A 17308-nucleotide genomic window follows, 5' to 3' on the forward strand; every position below is an offset into this window, starting at 1 on the left:
TTTATTTTAACAGGATTATGCTGTTTGATGGACTTCTCTAACAATTTCTGTAAGGTCTTCTGCTTTGATATTTTCTAAGGTAGCATATCGAGCTTCGAGTAGATGAGCAATTTTTAATGCCATATCCATTTTCAAGAAGCCTTTCTTATTCTCAGTGTCAATAACAATAAAATCAACATGGGGAAAACCTCTAAGCAGAAAACATACACTTTCTAACTCTTTTAAAGGAGGGTTATTTGAAATAGATACATTACCTCTGCCATCAGTAATAATTATTACGATAAATCGACTTTCTAATTCCTTTAACCTGATTTTTTTTATTAATTTATAGGCTTCAAGAATGCCTGCTCCCAGTGGAGTTTTACCTCCTGTTGGAATTTCCTTCAGTCTTCTCTGAGCGAGTTCCACAGAGGAGGTCGGAGGAAGAACTATCTCTGCCCTGTCTTTTCTGAATACAATCATAGCAACTTTGTCTCTCTTCTGGTAGCAATCTATAAGCAACGAAAGCACTGCTCCTTTTGTTGCCTTCATTCTCTGCTCTACACCCATAGAACCTGAACCATCAACAACAAAAATTACATTATGACTCATTCTTCTCTCTTTTTCTTTGTATCTAAGGTCATCATCAAAAATTACTACATTATCCTTCATTGCTCTAAGTTTTTGAAAAGGTGCTGCGGCTCTCAGAGTTGCATCAATTGCAATATCTGGTCTTTTTTGCATAAGACTTCTTACATATCTACCTCCCCTACCCTTTGTTTTAGTCTTGGTTCTTCTTCCTGTTGTTTGCCTTACTATTCTATCTTTCTTGAAAATAAATCTCTTTACTTTAAATTTTTCACCAATGGGAAAAACTTCTTCTTTTTCAGAAGAAGGAATACTCTGAGATTTACCATCATGGGATTCTTGGCTTTGGGAAAGAGGAGTTTTTTGCTCTCTGTCTTTTTGCTCTTGTCTGTTTTCTGAATTATTTGAACTGTCGGTTTCATGTTCTTGTTCGTGTTTCTTTTCTTCAGGCTCTGGTTCAATAGTTCTTCTTCTGTGATTTAAAACAAGAGGTGCTACTGCTTGAACATGCTCCTCAGTAACAGTCTCCTCTTCCCTGTATGCAGCAAAGGCTTTAGAGGCATAGTAAAGATAAATATCTCCTCTATGCCCCGAAACAGCTTCCTTTAAAATCAAGTCTGCAATAAATTCTTTTATCTCATCTGAAACTTTAACTTTTTTTATAAAATCTTTGTATTTTAATATTTTTTTAAATAATTGATATTGCTCTGTAAAATGGCATTCATCTAAAGCATTTAACTTCAATATTTCGACTTTTTTATCTTTATCCCTTACTTCATCCATAATCACGCAAATGCCGAATCTGTCAAGAAAGTGAGATGAAAAATCAGCCTCTTCAGGATTCATGGTTGCGAGAATCTGAAACTGAACAGGCTCTCTCAAGGTAATTCCTTCTCTTTCAATGATATTTTCTTCTCTTGCCTGAACTTCAAAAACAATTGAGAGAATATCCTGGGGAAAAAGATTAATATCTTCAATCACAAGAAAACCTCTGTTTGCCCTTGAAAGAAGTCCTCTCTGAAAAACTCTTTTCCCAGTTTTTATGGTTTCTTCAATATCAATCCCGCCCAAAACCGCCTCTTCAGTTGCATTTATTGGAAGTTGAACAGAAGGAATTTTTAACTGTTTTAAAATATCGCAAAATGCTCTAAGAAGAGTTGATTTCCCTGTGCCTCTTTTTCCAGCCAGTAAAACATCTCCACACCTTGGCTCAATTAAATTAAGCAATAGAGCAAGTTTGGCATTTTCCTGATTTACGAAGTTGAAAAAGTTTATTTTATATTCTTTCAAGGATTGCATGAAGTTTCTCTGCCTCTTGCGAGATATCCTCAAAGGGAAGCCTTTTAAGTCTGTGTCTCAGAGCAAGCGGAGCAATCTTTTTTATATCTTCCTGGGTTATTTCAGCTCTTCCACTGAATGCAGCAAAAGCTCTTGCAGTCTTAAGCATGACTAAGTCTGCCCTGTGACCATCAAGGTTTAGCTCTGCTGTGATATCCACAACCGCTGAAACTGATTCTTCAGTAATTGCTATATCTTTAAGTCTTTCTTTTGCATTGATTATCTTTTCGGCAATCTCTTCCTGAGCATTCTGCCACTTTTTATGGAAACCCTCAGGGTCGTCATCAAACTCTGCCTTTCTTTTTAAAATTTCAACCCTTAGTGCTTTATCCCTTATTGAATTAACCTGAACACAGAGACCAAATCTGTCAAGAAGCTGAGGTCTCAGCTCTCCTTCCTCAGGATTCATAGTGCCTACAAGAATGAATCTTGCAGGATGAACAAAAGAAACACCTTCTCTTTCAACTGTATTAATTCCCATAGCAGCAGAGTCAAGTAAAAGGTCAACAATATGGTCTTCAAGCAAATTTACCTCATCAACATAGAGAAAATTTCTGTTTGCATCAGCAAGAATTCCTGGCTCAAAGCGTTTCTCACCTCTTTTTATGGCATGTTCAATATCAAGGCTGCCTACAACTCTGTCTTCTGTAACACCCAGAGGAAGCTCCACAACCCGCATTTTTTTCTTTTCATTCTCTAAGGCTTGATTTTTTTCAATCTTATCCAAACAATCACTACAAAAAGGTCCTTGAGGTGAGCAACAGAATCTACATCCTTTAATAACCTCTATCTCAGGAAGTAAATCAGCCAAAGCACGCACAGTTGTTGATTTAGCTGTGCCTTTCTCGCCCATTATTAAAACACCGCCAATACTTGGGTCAATAACATTCAAAATAAGAGCAAGCTTCATCTCCTCTTGGTCAACAATAGCAGTAAAAGGGAATATCATTTAATTACCTCCTTCATCTTGTCTCTCCAGAACTGAACTTCCTCTGCTGTTACTATATCAATACTTCCTCCTTGAAAATTTCCCTTTGTCTCACCTATTTTCTCCTCAATCCAGCCTTCAATCTCAAGATAAATTGCTTTCAATGCTTCTTTTACATCCTCTGCAGGTGTCCACAGTCCTCTTTCCATTGCCTCAATAAGTCTACGGGCAATCTCCTCCATTGCCCATGGATTATGCTCTTCAAAGAATTTTCTGTTTTCCTCATTCATCATGAATGTTCTTGCTATGTCATCAAAAATCCAGTCATCAACCTCTTTTGTTGTTGCCTCCCATCCGTAGACTCTACCGATTCTTTTTGAGATATCTCCAGCACCTTTGTATCCATGTCTTTTCATCCCCTCAATCCATTTTGGATTTAAAAGCTTTGTTCTTACAACTCTTCTTATTTCGTCAGCAAGGTCCCTTACCTCTACATTATCTGGATTTCTTGTATCTCCGTAATAGGTTTTTACCTCTTTACCGCTTAAATGCCTTGCAGCAGCAGTCATTCCTCCGTGTGTGCCAAAATAGCAGCAACATCCAAAAAGGTCGTATTCATCGGAGACAACTTTGTTATAAGTAATGTCAACACTTTTAAGAATATCTGCAAATTCTTTATGTTTGCTTTCGCCCCATATGCCTTTTCCGTAAGCATAACCGTTCCAGTAAAGAAAAACCTCTGCAAGGTCTTTTTCTTCCTTCCAAGCAGAAGCATAAACTGCAAGCTGAGTTCCAGCCTGATATGTTCCAGGCATAGAGCAAAATATTCTCAATGTGGCAGCCCGCATATCCACACCGTTCTGAGCCATTTGCTCTAAGGTATGTTTTCGCACAAAGTTCATCTCTTCTGGCTCATCAAGGGTTGCAACTTGCTGCACTGCTTCATCAATAAGCTCAATACACATAGGAAAATTATCTCTTGTAATACCAGAAACCCTTATTGTAACATCAATTCTGGGTCTTCCAAGTTCACTAAGTGGAATTATTTCAAAGCCCTTCACCCTTCCATTTGAAAGCCATTTGGGTTTTACACCAAGAAGATACATAATCTGACCCATTCCCTCTCCATCTGCCCACATTATGTCCGTGCATTGCCAGTATACCGCCACATTTTCAGGGTATCTACCCTCTTCAGAAAGATGCTTTTCAATCAGCTTCTGAGCAAGCCTTTTGCCTATCTCAAAGGCAGTTCGTGTGGGAACTCTATAGGGGTCAAGACTGTAAAAATTCCTTCCTGTAGGCAAAACATCATCTCTTCCTCTTGTTATAAGTCCTGATGGACCTGGGGGAATGTAACTACCATAAAAACCGCTAAGAAGTGAATCAATTTCTTTTGATTCTTCAATCTTTCTGTTAAGCTCAAGAATCTTTTCTTTTATTGCTTTCCATTTTGGGTCCTGCCAGTTTATTCTGTCCAGAATTTTCATACTGAGACCTCCATTAATACTTTCTTTACAAGTTCTTTGCCGATTTTATCTATCTCTTCAGAAATGGCTCCAAAGGCTTTACCAGTGAGAGGGTCAATTTTTTGAGAATTTGCCAAAATTTCTTCCCAATCATATCCAAGCAGTTTTGCTATCTCCTTTCTAAGGGAAAGCTCCTGTCCAGCATCATATCGCATTATTGAGTATATAAAATCTACTCTTCTGTCACCTTCAGGCAGTTTTCCAAATATATGCATCCCATCCTGAATCTGGGAGTTTCTTATTAGAGAAAGCTTTATGTGGGTTTCTTCAACTATTTTTTCAAAGGGAATCTGATGTAGCTCCTCATGACTTAGCTCAGAAAGACACACTTTTTTACCATGCCAGAGGATTTTTATCTCCTTGTCAAGCTTTGCTTTAGCTATTGCATGGATTATCATATGCTCAAGCGTATGAAGTCTTGCAGGCTCTTTTCTTTTCGCCTCCTCATATTCACCAAGAAGCCTGTCAAGCTCCATTAACTCATCATAAAGCCCCCCTTCAGTAAGCACTGTCTGCATGTGATTAACAAGCACTGCATAACTACGCCTCTTTGCAATAGTGCCTTCTGGAGGATTATCAGCATTGTAAATATAAAGATGAGGCATGGTATCTATGGTAATATCAGGAAAGCAGGCTGAACTTAAACCAACACCTTTCCCCGGCAAAAATTCTAAGTTTCCATGTGTTCCTACATGCACAACTGCATGGGCTTTAAACTCACGACTTAGCCACTTATATGTTGCAACATACTGATGTGGTGGAGGAGTGTCAGGGTCATGGAGAATTCTACATACTTGACCATCACATCTTGCTCCTGCACAACCGCGTTTTGGCTGAACCATTATGAGCACATTTCCGAATCTTAATCCAGTTATCACAATCTTGCCATTATAAACCATTGCAGGAGGTATTCCGTTTTTATGCTCCCCAGGAGGTTCACCCCATGAATCAATCATACGTAAACGGGTTTTTTCAGGAATTTCGTTAAACCACTCCATGTATTTTTCTTTATCAATAAAAGCTATGGCACCACCTTTTTCAACGATTTCTTCCACTGTTGTCCATCTGAACTCTGATATTGCCTTTTTGTTCATTATCTCATCAATCAGTGCTTTGCCACTTTCAGGAGGGTCTACAATGTATCCAACCTCTTTCATTTTCTTCATAATTTCAGCAACGCTTTCAAGGCTGTCAAGATGGGCTGCAGAGCCAACTGTTGCCTCCACAGAAGCACAGGGATTGTTATGGAGGACGAAAGCAACCTTTCTTTCATTAACCGGGGTTCTTTTAAGTTCAATCCATCGGCAGATTCTATCAACAAATTTGTTTACTCTTTCCCTAATAGGCATTTTTCTTCTTTCAGACTCTTCTCCTTCAACCTGTGCTGATACTATTACTGGCTCAATAACTCCCTCAAACTCTGGCAAAGCAATACTCCAGCCTATGTCAAGATTGAGTTCCTCTTTTTCCCACTCATCAATAGTTTTGTAATAGGAACTTACAGGACAAAAAACAGGCACATTAAGCCTCTTGAGTATCTCAACTCCGTCAGAGGCTACATCGGTGTTGTCCATTCTTTTCTCTCTGCTTGTTCCAAGAAAGAATGAGATTAACTTAATAAATCCATCTATTCTTGGTTTTCCTTTTCTGTCAATAAACCACTCAAGCACAACTTCTCCGCTTCCCTTTGTGCCAAGAGCATTATCTTTTACAGAGTAAGCAAATGCAGCAATTACATTGAATCCCCTTTCCTCAAGCTCTTTAATCAATAAATCTTCAACCTCTGTGTTTCCATTTATCCAGTAATGTCTGGAAAAGAGAATGCCAATTGTAGGTCTCTCAGTTAGTAGTGAGTCAGCATCTTGACCCTTAGGATAAGACGAAAGAATGTCATTCCGAGACACTTTAGTGCCGAGGAATCTCCTACTTCCATACCATTCTAAGTATTCATCAACATTAGTAAAAATTCTATCTGCATCAGGATGATAAAGTCCTTCCCAGGAAATTTGTTCAGGCTCTTCGTAGGAAATATCATTATCTAACAACTTATTTACAATAAATCTAAACATGTTGGTAACATTTTTTTCACCATTTATAACAAGATAGCTGTATGCCTTACTCAGAAGTTCAGGCTCTACATTTGAGAGCATCCAGTATGATGGGTCATGTCCGAGACAGACAACTTTTGCCTTTGTCTGTTCGCTCTTTATTCTTTTCTCAATCTCTTCCCATACTGCCTCATTTGAGCGATAAAGAAAGATAATCTCAGCCTCTTCCATATCTTTGAAAACTTCTTCAAGCCTTTCAGGTTCAGCATCCAGAACTCTTGCTGAGTATACTTTCAGAGATAAATCTTTTATATTTTTTGATACCTGAAGTACAATATTGTAATAACTCTGCCATATAACTGCTAAAATTTTAAGCATCTGTTACCTCCATTGAATATTTTGAAAAATGGCTTAATTTCGTTATAATATTTTCAAAAAGGGAGGTGTTTTGATGAAGAAATATTCTTTCCCTGTAATCATTGAAACAGATGAAGATGGTTTTTTTATAGTAAGCTGTCCTTTGTTTAAAGGTTGTCATTCTTACGGAAAAACAATTGATGAAGCGCTTAAAAACATAAGAGAAGCTATAGAGCTTTGTTTGGAAGAGGCAAAAGAAGAAGACCTTAAAAGATACATAGGCACAGAAACCATAGAAATACCTGTTAATGCATAAACTTCCAGCTATTACAGGCAAAGATTTAATAAAATTTCTTGAATCAATTGGATTTAAGGTTATTCGTATAAAAGGTTCACATGTAAGGCTAAAAAATGAGGAAGGTAAAGCCACCACAGTGCCTTTGCATGGCAGTGAAACTTTACCTAAAGGACTTTTAAGAAAAATAATAAGAGAAGATTTAGAAATGTCACTTGAAGAATTCCTTATCTTATTCAATAACTTCAAAAGTTAACCCTCCTAAAGCAATGGGCATACTATGCTCTGTCCATTAATGTTGCTTTTTATTACTTCTATATCATAGACCTTTCGTATGAGCTCCTCTGAAATAATCTCATCGGGGTTACCTTCTGCTATCTTTGTTCCAGAATTTATAACCACCACCTTATCAGAAAAAAGCCCTGCAAGATTTGGGTCATGAAGTGTCATTACAACTACTAAAGCCCGATTTTTCGCAATCTCTTTAATCTTCTTAAGCACATTTATCTGATTTCTAAAATCAAGGTGACTTGTTGGTTCATCAAGTAACATCACAGGTGTATCCTGTGCAAGGGCTCTTGCAATCAAAGTGAGTTGACGCTCTCCACCACTAATTTTTGTATAGGGGATATCCTGCAAATGTTCAATTCCAACTATTGTCAAAGCCTCTTTAACTTTTTCATAATCCCTCTTTCCAGGAGATGAAAAAACTCCCACATAGCTTGCCCTTCCCATTAATACAACATCAAATACTGAGTATGGAAATGGAGGTTCGTGTTCCTGTGGAACCATGGAAAATACTTTTGCTCTTTTTCTGAATGAGAGTTTATCAATCGGGTTTCCATCAAAATAAATCTCTCCCTTATAATATTTCCATAACCCCGCAATACATTTAAAAAGCGTTGTTTTCCCTGAACCATTAGGTCCGAGAATTGTGGTAATAGAGCCCCTTTCCGCATTAAAGCTAATACCTTTAAGAACATCGTCTTTTTTATCTTTATGCCTAAAATATATATTTCTTACACTAACCATAATTTATTCCTTTTATACCCTCTTCCCTTTTTCTGTCATTCCGAGCAAAGCGAGGAATCTCCTCCCTCGCTCCGAGTGATAGAAGAAAATATCTACTTCCCCCATGCCTCTTTACCGCCACGCTTCATGAGATATATAAAAAAGGGTGCACCTGTAAGTGCGGTGATTATTCCTACGGGTATATCAAAAGTTGTAAGTGTCCTTGAAACCGTATCTGCAGCAATCATAAAGGCTGCTCCTGCTGCAATACTTAAAGGAACAAGGCTTTTATGGTCCGGTCCTGTAAGCATCCTTACAAGATGGGGAACCATAAGCCCCACCCATCCAATTATTCCACAAAGGGAGGTAGCCACTGCTACCGCAAAAGTTGAAAAGCCTATGAAAAGCAATCTCTCCCGTCTTATATTCACCCCCAATGCCTTTGCTTCCTCCTCTCCCATGCTCATTACATTAAGCCTCCATCGCATAAGAAAAATGGGTACAACTCCAGCTAAAACTCCAGCTCCAGCTATTTTTACTGCTCTCCAGTCTGCAAGGCTAAAGCTTCCCATGAGCCAGTAAACAATGCTTTGAAGTTTGTGGGGGTCAACAAGAAACTTTACTATTGAAACCATTGCTGTGAAAAAGGCAGATACAATCACTCCTGATAAAATCAAGGGAAGACGGGAGACTTCTCCCTGAGTTCTTGCAACACCATAGGCAACCATTACAGCAACTGTAGCAAAAACAAAAGCTGTAATCTGAAGGGGTAAAAAGCTCAAAAAACCTATTGTTATAGCACATCCGAATGCTGCACCTGCTGAAATACCAAGTATGAATGGGTCAACAAGAGGGTTTCGGAAAATTCCCTGAAGCGTAACTCCAGCCGAAGACAATGCTGCACCAACAAGTCCTGCAAGAATAACTCTTGGAAGCCTTATGTCAATGATTATCGCTTTCTCAGGTATATCTCCGATATCAAAGATGTGAAGAGTTTCGTTCAAGAGTATTTTTATCACCATAGTGGGTGTTACTCCATATGCACCAAGAAAAAGAGATGCCCATGCGATAAATACCGGCGAGATAAAAATTAATATACTCCTAAAACCCTTCATACTGTCTCACTTTATAATAAGATATTCCGAATACTTTTTTATAAAAATCATCTATTACCTTTTCAAAATTAATATCCCTAAATACTTCAGGATAAATCTTCATTGCCATATAAAGAGCAATTGGTGCAAGACGGGGTGACCATGTAGACCACTTTGGAAGCTTATATACTTGCCTGTTCTGCACAGCCTTGATAAACCTCCATTGACTGTTATTGTATAACCAAGACTCATCATATCCAGCAGAACCCCAGATAAAAATAAGGTCTGGATTCCATTGAACTATTTTCTCCAAAGAAACATCAATGTGTCTTTGAATAAAGGTCTCCGCTGGGTTTACCCCTCCAGCGATTTTTATTATATCATTAGTAACACCCAATGCTCCCGAGACTCTTGTTGGTGCTCCTCCAAGATGAATAACCTTTTTTCTTTTTTGTGGAGGTATTTTACTAACTTTCTCACTGATGAGCTTAAATATTTTCTCCATCTCCCTGATTACTTCTTCCACTCTTTTTTCTTTTCCGAAAATAATTCCATGCATTCTCATGTCTTTGTATAGCTCAGCGAGACTTTCAGGATACATTCCGATTACTTTTATTCCCTTTTCTTCAAGGAATTTTATCGTATCTGGGTTGTATGTCCAAGTAATTACTAAATCAGGATTTAGCTTCATTACAGCTTCTACATTAACATCGCTTCCTGTGCCTACCAATGGTTTTCTTAAATTTTTATTATCAGTCACGATTGCCTTGTAAAGTCCACAGTTTTCCTCTGCCCAGCGAGAAACTCCTGAAACCTGACTCCATAAATTTAATGCAGGTATTAACTCGTATGAGATAACAACAACAGCTCTTTTAACAGGCACATTGAGAGACACTTTTCTTCCAAGTTTGTCAGTTATAGTGATGGTAGAGGCAGAGGCTCCCCCTACCATCACTAAAGTGATTAAAATTATTAAAACTTTAATGTAAGCTCTGTAAACCATGACCTACCCGGTGCTTTGTAGTATTGATAGTATTTTCTGTCAAAGATGTTATCAACTGAAAAACTGAGCTTTGCAAACTTTGTAAATTGATAGCCAATTTTGCCATCTACAACAAAATAAGGATCGTAGGAACCATAGACATTGTTTGCATAATCTCTGTTCCTATCATCAGCATACATTTTACCAACATATCTTCCTACTATATAGGCTGAAAAACCTGATTTTTCAATTTCTGCACCAATATTTGCTTTCCAGAGAGGATTATAAGTAAGCCTTTTCCCCACAGAAAGAGGTTCTGCTGTATTTTCTTTGATTTCAGAATCTGTATAAGTAAAATTAGAAAAAAGCCTCAACCATTTTTCTAATCTCTGCTCAATTTCAAACTCAACTCCTCTGGATTCTGCTTTTCCAACATTGATGTAGTCCCTGTTTGTGCCTGTAGATTTTCTGTATATTAAATCATTCATATGGTTTTCAAAATAGGTTAATGAAGCTTTTGCATCTTTCCATAACTTTTGCTCAATCCCCAAGTCCCATGACACAGCAGTTTCAGGATCTAAATAAGGATTGGGAAGATATATGGTTCCTGTAGAAGATCTCCATGGTCTATAAAGTTCATAAACTGTGGGTGGTCTGAAAGCTTTTCCAATAGAACCACGAAGAGTCGTCGTGTCAAAAGGCTTATAAACTATTGCAAGCTTTGGGCTGAAAGAAGACTTGGATTTTGAAGGATAGGATTCTATTTTTGTTGGAGTCTGGGTTGTATCATAAGCATATCCTTCATAGGTCTTCCACCAGTCCTCTCTAAAACCTACATAGACTGTTAAATTGTTAAGAAACATTATTTCATCCTGAATAAAAACAGAGTAAATTCTGCCTTTACCTTTTGATTCACTTCTTAGAACTCCTGTCTTTGAATCCTCATCTTTCCAGTTACTAAGATATTCATCTTTTGTCTTTGCATAATCGTGCTTAAAGGAGCCACCAAATGTTAGAATCTGGTTATTAAAAATCGGAATCGTAAATTGTATATCTCCCATATATGACTCTGCAGGTGTATTTGTTACATAGCCACATGTTAAACCCGGAGTTGTACATCCCCAGATTTTAGCAGAAGTATAAGGAGTTACATACCAGTCTTTTTCTATATCAAGATATGAAAGATTAAGTTTCATTTTCATGTCTTTGTAAAGATTTGTCTCAAACCCTAAGGCATAGGTATTCTGGGTTCTACCACCTGCACCATTGAGAAAAGTATACTCACTTGTGCCTAAATAATAAGGGTTTCCAGAGGCATCTTTTAAGTAAGTATGTGGGTTATCATAATTATATTCATAACGATTTCTCATGAATGAAAGATTTATTTTTGTATCTTTTGTAAACTCATACTGTGCTTTAAATGTTATTCCATCATCCCACCAGCGATTGTCTCCTTTATCACCCACAAGGTAGCCAGTACTTACTCCATAGGTGGACCTATAATAAGTAACATATTCTCCCCCAGTATATGTGCCTGAAGGCTTTGATGGTCTTATATTCAAATCATTTGGATAACCATTAGTTCCCTGCCAGCCGTAGCTTAAGAAGATGCTTAGTTTATCCCAGAGTTTGTCTCCATAGGATGTATAAGTTCTCCGTAAGTCATCCATTGCCTCGCCTCTGTTCCAGCTTGAGCCATAGCCTGTTTTAAAAGTGAACTCTCTTTTTTCAGGCATCTTCGTAATAAAGTTCACTACTCCACCCATTGCATAACCACCATAAAGAGATGAAAAGGGCCCCCTTACAACTTCAACTCTCTCAAGGTCTTCTGGGAAAGTTCCGCCAACTTTTACATTTCCTGAATAGGGATTATTTAATACTATTCCATCCATTAAAATAAGTGTCCTTTTTTGATCAGGCACGCCCCTTAGAGTAATAGATGAGAGTGTATCCATCAATCCCTTACCTCGCCTCACAAAGACTCCTGGCAAGTCATTAAGTGCCTGGTCAATGGTTTTAGGTGATTTGAGTTCAATTTTTTCTTTTGTAATAACACTCACGCTCGCAGGTGCTGACTCAACAGGAGTTTCCGTTCTTGTTGCAGTAACCACAATCTCTTCAAGTTTTGAATCCTCCTTTTGTTCTGCCCAAGCAGGACTGAAAAGATATAGAACAAAAAATAACAAAAATAACATTAAATAAATCATCTCAACCCCTCCATAATTCAGTTGTCATGAATTTCATCCTGTTATTCTGAATTTTTTTGTCATTCCGAGCCCGAAGGCGAGGAATCTCCTCCATTTATTAAACTTCGGAAGAGACCCTTCGGAGCTAAGTCCTTCAGGGTGACAATTATCACTCCCTTCTGAGAGGTTTGAGACTCTTCGTGAGTCCGATTAATAAAAAAAGCCGTGGCAGGGATTCTTCCCCTCCACGGCCTTCATGACCATTTCTACCCTTCGTGGGTTTAAGATATTAAATCAGATGAATATTATTTTTGTCAAGTATATGATAATGCCTTATTTTTTTGATTTTTTGGCTACTAAAACACAGGCACGTTTTGCTATTATCACATTAGTGCCAGGATTGGATAATCCTTCTTGAATTGCCTCAAAAGTCGACTTTTTATCATATGGGTCGACTACCTCAACAGAATCTGCTCCACAAGCCTTACATAACTCAACAAGATCAAGTCTTTTAGTCTCTTCTCCTTTTGCTGTAACTCCAGTGGCTGGCGTTGGTTGGTGTCCTGTCATAGCTACAGATGAGTTATCAAGAATACATACCAAAATATTTGATTTATTGTAAACGGCATTTATTAAAGCGGGAATGCCACTGTGAATGAAAGTTGAGTCTCCTATAACAGCAGCCACTCGGCTTACTCCTTGCGAGGCAATACCAGAGGCTTTACTAATGCTTGCTCCCATGCAAAGGCATGTATCAATTGATTTAAGAGGTGGATTAGCTCCGAGGGTATAGCAACCAATGTCTCCAGAGACAAAATTTGGCTTTGCCTCATTTAGAGCTTTATAAAACTCTCTGTGGGGACAACCAGGACACAAAACAGGAGGTCTTGGGAGGAGATATTTATTTAGCTCTGTATTGCACTGAGAACTGCATTTATTTAGAAACTTCATGACACCATCAACTCCTATTTCACCCTCCATAGGAAAATCACCTGAAATTTTGCCTCTAACTTTTGAATGATAATTTCTAACCATTTGTTCCACAAGAGGATAACCCTCTTCAAGAACAATTACCTCATCAAGATTGCTGACAAATTCTTTAATAATTGAGTCGTTAATGGGATAGGCTGATATTTTTAAGATTGGCAGTTTTTCTTGTGCTTCCATGGCATATAAAAATGAGATGCCACAGGCAATTATACCTTTCTTGCCTTCGCCGGCAATAACCTTATTTAATTCGTATTTTTCAATAAGTTGATTGATTTTCTTTTGTTTTTCATTTAGTTCTTTGTGGAGTTTTAATACATGTTTTGGAATAGCAATCATGTGTTCTGGGTCTTTCTCGAGATTCAATTGATTTTCTAATCTTCTATTTCCAAGAGGAACAGGACTGTAGCAATGAAGCAATCTTGTGATACTTCTTATCATAACTGGTAGTTTTAATTCCTCTGATATTGCAAAGGCAAGCTTTGTCATATCCTTTGCCTCTTGGGCATCTGCTGGTTCAAAACATGGGATTTTAGCAAAATAGGCATAATAACGGCTATCTTGCTCATTCTGTGAGGAATAAGCATTAGGGTCATCTCCTATAGCCAGAACAAAACCTCCTTTTACTCCCAAATAGGCGGAGGTCATAAATGGGTCTGAAGCTACGTTGAGTCCCACATGTTTCATTGAACATAGTACTCTTTTTCCCGTAAGGGAAACGCCGTATGCAACTTCGTAGGCAACTTTTTCATTTACAGACCATTCTGCCTTAACGTTTGAATTCTGAGCTATGTATTCAAGAATTTGAGTAGCTGGTGTTCCAGGATAGGAGGTGGCATAAGAAATTCCAGCCTCTATCGCTCCGAGAGCAATTGCCGATGTGCCAAGCATTAATCTGCTTTCCATAGCTTCTCCTTTTTTATTTTATTTGTATGTTGTTCGATATATATCAAATAATATACCACATCTGTCTTCAAATTGTTCCAATCAGTATCAGTTAAGGTCATGAAAAGTTTTATAATGCCGATTGTTACTAACCTATAAAAAGAGGATTGACAAAAGTCACATTTTTCAGGTATTTTTAAATGTTGATGGGCCTATAGCTCAGTAGGTTAGAGCGCACCCCTGATAAGGGTGAGGTGGTTGGTTCGATTCCAACTAGGCCCATTAAAAATGGGGGTGTAGCTCAGTTGGGAGAGCGCCTGCTTTGCACGCAGGAGGTCGTGGGTTCGAATCCCTTCACCTCCATTTATCTTTAATCTATTTGCCTTATAGGGCAGGTAGCTCAGTCGGTAGAGCAGGGGCCTGAAAAGCCCCGTGTCGGCGGTTCAATTCCGTCCCTGCCCATATAAAACTTGTTCTTTAAGATATTTGACAAAATTTAACTTGAAATTTTAAATTATCAAAATGTCCTAACGGGCCGCTAGCTCAGCAGGCAGAGCACCGCCCTTTTAAGGCGGGTGTCGTTGGTTCGAATCCAACGCGGCTCATAAAAATGTCCCCATCGTCTAGCCAGGCCTAGGACATCGCCCTTTCAAGGCGGTAACAGGGGTTCGAATCCCCTTGGGGACGTTAAAAAAAGCCGTGGCAAATACCACGGCTTTTTTATTTTATAGGATAAAATCCAGACTTTTTAGCTTTACATACTGGACATCTGTAATCCTCTGGTGTTTCGTTAAAAGGAGTATCAGCTTTTACTTTGTTTTTCTCGCATCCCTTTTTAGGTTCATAGATATATCCGCAATGGGTACATCTGTAACATCTCTCTTTTTCTCCATCTTTGTTGCTTTCCATTTTTTTACTCCTTATTTCTTACTGAACCTTTTCCATTGTGCCGGTCTTACCGCATTTGGGGCATTTTTTAGGTTTACATCTACCCTCTTTTGTAGTTCCACAGCTGCTACATTTAAAAATTGCCATACTTTCACCTCCTTTACGGTCTACTTTTAATTTAAAATTATTTTAAATAAAAAAATTAAAGTAGTCAAATGTTCAGAAATTTAATGAATGAGCTATAATATTTATTTGAAGTCATAATTTTAGGAGGAATGGTAAATGCATATAGCAATTATAGGCACGGGGTATGTAGGACTTGTTACAGGAGCATGTTTTGCCGAATTTGGTGTTTTTGTAACCTGTGTTGACAAGGACGAGAGTAAAATTGAAAAACTAAAAGAGGGAATAATTCCCTTTTATGAGCCAGGCCTTGAGGACATTGTTAAGAGAAATACAAAAGAAGGTAGGCTAAGATTTACAACTCAGATAGCAGAGGCAGTAGAGCAGTCCCTTGTGATATTTATAGCCGTAGGAACACCTCCAAGAGGTGATGGTTCTGCAGACCTATCCTATGTTGAAGAAGTAGCCATGAATATAGCCCAAAATATGAACAACTATAAAGTAATTGTTACAAAAAGCACTGTCCCAGTAGGAACAGGCTTTAAAATAAAGGAAATTATCAAAAAAAATCTAAGGGTTCCTGTTGAGTTTGATATAGTCTCAAATCCAGAATTTCTAAGAGAGGGTTCTGCTGTTGAGGACTTTATGAGACCAAATAGAGTTGTAATAGGAGCAGAAAGGCAACAGGCCATAGCTATTATGAAAGACCTCTACAGACCTCTATATTTAATTGAAACTCCATTTGTGATAACAGATATAGCCACTGCAGAGTTGATAAAATACGCTACAAACAGTTTTCTGGCAACAAAAATATCTTTCATCAATGAAATTTCAGCCCTCTGTGAAGCAGTTGGTGCGAATGTAAAAACTGTTGCAAAGGCAATGGGGCTTGACGGTAGAATCGGCCCTAAGTTTCTACATGCTGGAATAGGCTTCGGTGGTTCATGTTTACCTAAAGATACAATGGCTCTTGTTAAAATAGCCGAAGAAAGAGGGGTCAATCTTTCAATTGTAAGGTCTGCTATTGATGTAAATCAAAGACAGAGGCAGAGATTGACTGATAAAGTAGTGGAAGCCTTTGAGGGAAATCTGAAAGGCAAAACAGTAGGGATTCTTGGGCTTTCTTTCAAACCCAACACTGACGATATAAGAGAAGCCCCTTCCCTTTTTATTATTCAAACTCTTCTTGAAAAGGAAGCTCTAATCAAAACTTATGACCCCGTTGCAATGGATAATGTAAGAAAGATTTTTCCTGATATTACTTACTGCTCTGATGCTTACAGCGCTGCTGAAGGAGTTGATGCTTTGATAATAGTGACTGAATGGAATCAGTTTAGAAATCTTGAATTGGCGAAGATAAAGAAAATTATGAGGGGTAATTTATTTTTCGATTTTAGAAATATTTACGAGCCTGAAAAAGTTAGAGAATTTGGGTTTAAATATCACAGCGTTGGAAGACCTTAGATTTTCTTCTCTAAAATTGCCTGAAAACAGGGATGATTTCTGATTGCATCATAGGTTTTAGAGTTTTTAAGGTAATTCCAGTTGTTATATCCCTTTTCTATGGCTTTTATTAGCCATTTACAGGCTTCCTCTGGCATTCCTTTTGCAGCATAAAGCTCTGCCATGCTGTTAAGAGCGTAAATGTTGTTAGGATTAAGTTCAACAGATTTTTTTATGTCTCTCTCTGCTTCTGCAATTTTACCCATCAGTAGATAGGTAAAACCCCTGTTATTGTAAGGCATACCGTTGTTTGGTTTTAATTCAATTGCCCTGTTATAATCCGAAATGGCGAGCTCATAAAGTCCTAATACAGAGTAGACAATTCCTCGATTGTTATAGGCAAGAAAGAAATCTGGTTTTAGTTCAATTGCTTTTGTATAGTCGGCTATGGCGAGGTGATAAAGTTTTTTTCTGTAGTAGGCATTACCTCTTTCTTTGTAGGCTTGATAATTCTGAGGATTATCCTCAATCAATTTAGTATACTTAGCTATTGCAATATCATGCTTCTGCCTTTTAATTATTCTTAATTTTTTATTTGCTTGCTGGGGCATATAAGATTTTATTTTGTTTTGAGTTTTTATTTCAACTGG

The 17308-nt window shown here is 38.0% G+C and carries 13 protein-coding genes, 5 tRNA genes and 1 pseudogene; 8 read left to right on the top strand and 11 right to left on the bottom strand.

The annotated features are described in order from the left end of the window. Window positions 1-15 precede the first annotated feature (15 nt). From ACZ430_RS00595 to cobN, 3 genes and pseudogenes are all read right to left on the bottom strand, one after another. Window positions 16-1866: a VWA domain-containing protein gene (locus ACZ430_RS00595; RefSeq protein ID WP_464910605.1), complete on the bottom strand. Its 1851-nt coding sequence runs from the start codon at window positions 1864-1866 to the stop codon at window positions 16-18. Next, the gene (locus ACZ430_RS00600) at window positions 1844-2854 is read right to left on the bottom strand and encodes an ATP-binding protein (protein WP_464910606.1); all 1011 of its coding nucleotides are present in this window, start codon (window positions 2852-2854) and stop codon (window positions 1844-1846) included. Before ACZ430_RS00600 ends, ACZ430_RS00595 begins: the two co-directional genes overlap by 23 nt. After that, window positions 2851-6638: pseudogene (cobN, locus tag ACZ430_RS00605) on the bottom strand (cobaltochelatase subunit CobN). The gene ACZ430_RS00600 and the pseudogene cobN overlap by 4 nt, the downstream one beginning before the upstream one ends. Before the next feature lie 220 nt (window positions 6639-6858). On the opposite strand from cobN, the gene ACZ430_RS00610 reads away from it, so the two are divergent. Beyond that, complete coding sequence (locus ACZ430_RS00610) at window positions 6859-7080, top strand: type II toxin-antitoxin system HicB family antitoxin (protein WP_012546765.1); 222 nt, start codon at window positions 6859-6861, stop codon at window positions 7078-7080. After that, entirely contained in the window at window positions 7073-7315 is a 243-nt protein-coding gene (locus ACZ430_RS00615; RefSeq protein ID WP_028842737.1) for a type II toxin-antitoxin system HicA family toxin, read from the top strand. The genes ACZ430_RS00610 and ACZ430_RS00615 overlap by 8 nt, the downstream gene beginning before the upstream one ends. 5 nt (window positions 7316-7320) lie before the next feature. On the opposite strand, the gene ACZ430_RS00620 is transcribed toward ACZ430_RS00615, so the two are convergent. The 5 genes from ACZ430_RS00620 to ACZ430_RS00640 all read right to left on the bottom strand — a co-directional run bounded on the left by ACZ430_RS00620 (window position 7321) and on the right by ACZ430_RS00640 (window position 14225). Continuing rightward, window positions 7321-8091: an ABC transporter ATP-binding protein gene (locus tag ACZ430_RS00620; protein ID WP_028842736.1), complete on the bottom strand. Its 771-nt coding sequence runs from the start codon at window positions 8089-8091 to the stop codon at window positions 7321-7323. A 92-nt stretch (window positions 8092-8183) separates the two neighbouring features. Then, window positions 8184-9185, bottom strand: coding sequence for a FecCD family ABC transporter permease (locus ACZ430_RS00625; RefSeq protein ID WP_028842735.1), 1002 nt, complete (start codon window positions 9183-9185; stop codon window positions 8184-8186). Beyond that, window positions 9172-10167 (bottom strand): ABC transporter substrate-binding protein, encoded by a 996-nt coding sequence (locus tag ACZ430_RS00630; RefSeq protein ID WP_239639302.1) that lies wholly within the window; start codon window positions 10165-10167, stop codon window positions 9172-9174. The genes ACZ430_RS00625 and ACZ430_RS00630 overlap by 14 nt, the downstream gene beginning before the upstream one ends. Next, window positions 10137-12353: a TonB-dependent receptor plug domain-containing protein gene (locus ACZ430_RS00635; RefSeq protein ID WP_464910607.1), complete on the bottom strand. Its 2217-nt coding sequence runs from the start codon at window positions 12351-12353 to the stop codon at window positions 10137-10139. The genes ACZ430_RS00630 and ACZ430_RS00635 overlap by 31 nt, the downstream gene beginning before the upstream one ends. 312 nt (window positions 12354-12665) lie before the next feature. Next, entirely contained in the window at window positions 12666-14225 is a 1560-nt protein-coding gene (locus ACZ430_RS00640) for a thiamine pyrophosphate-dependent enzyme (RefSeq protein ID WP_464910608.1), read from the bottom strand. 187 nt (window positions 14226-14412) lie between these two features. Here ACZ430_RS00640 and ACZ430_RS00645 point away from each other — a divergent pair. The 5 genes from ACZ430_RS00645 (at window position 14413) to ACZ430_RS00665 (ending at window position 14891) form a co-directional block, all read left to right on the top strand. After that, window positions 14413-14486, top strand: a tRNA-Ile gene (locus ACZ430_RS00645). 8 nt (window positions 14487-14494) lie between these two features. After that, a tRNA-Ala gene (locus ACZ430_RS00650) sits at window positions 14495-14567 on the top strand. A 26-nt stretch (window positions 14568-14593) separates the two neighbouring features. Beyond that, window positions 14594-14666 (top strand) — tRNA-Phe (locus tag ACZ430_RS00655). Window positions 14667-14736: 70 nt separating this feature from the next. Further along, window positions 14737-14809, top strand: a tRNA-Lys gene (locus ACZ430_RS00660). A 7-nt stretch (window positions 14810-14816) separates the two neighbouring features. Beyond that, window positions 14817-14891: transfer RNA gene (locus ACZ430_RS00665), tRNA-Glu, on the top strand. A 33-nt stretch (window positions 14892-14924) separates the two neighbouring features. On the opposite strand, the gene ACZ430_RS00670 is transcribed toward ACZ430_RS00665, so the two are convergent. Together ACZ430_RS00670 and ACZ430_RS00675 are read right to left on the bottom strand one after the other, a co-directional pair. Beyond that, the gene (locus ACZ430_RS00670) at window positions 14925-15113 is read right to left on the bottom strand and encodes a rubredoxin (RefSeq protein WP_297211066.1); all 189 of its coding nucleotides are present in this window, start codon (window positions 15111-15113) and stop codon (window positions 14925-14927) included. A gap of 18 nt (window positions 15114-15131) precedes the next feature. Further along, window positions 15132-15239, bottom strand: coding sequence for an RCKP-type rubredoxin-like domain-containing protein (locus ACZ430_RS00675; protein ID WP_339943217.1), 108 nt, complete (start codon window positions 15237-15239; stop codon window positions 15132-15134). A gap of 135 nt (window positions 15240-15374) precedes the next feature. Between ACZ430_RS00675 and ACZ430_RS00680 the strand changes: the two genes are divergently transcribed. Next, entirely contained in the window at window positions 15375-16679 is a 1305-nt protein-coding gene (locus tag ACZ430_RS00680; RefSeq protein ID WP_297211064.1) for a UDP-glucose dehydrogenase family protein, read from the top strand. Here ACZ430_RS00680 and ACZ430_RS00685 read toward each other — a convergent pair. After that, window positions 16676-17269, bottom strand: a complete 594-nt coding sequence (locus ACZ430_RS00685; protein WP_297211062.1) for a tetratricopeptide repeat protein — start codon at window positions 17267-17269, stop codon at window positions 16676-16678. The genes ACZ430_RS00680 and ACZ430_RS00685 overlap by 4 nt on opposite strands. Window positions 17270-17308 lie beyond the last annotated feature (39 nt).

This window comes from Thermodesulfovibrio sp. TK500a (genome assembly GCF_055381765.1).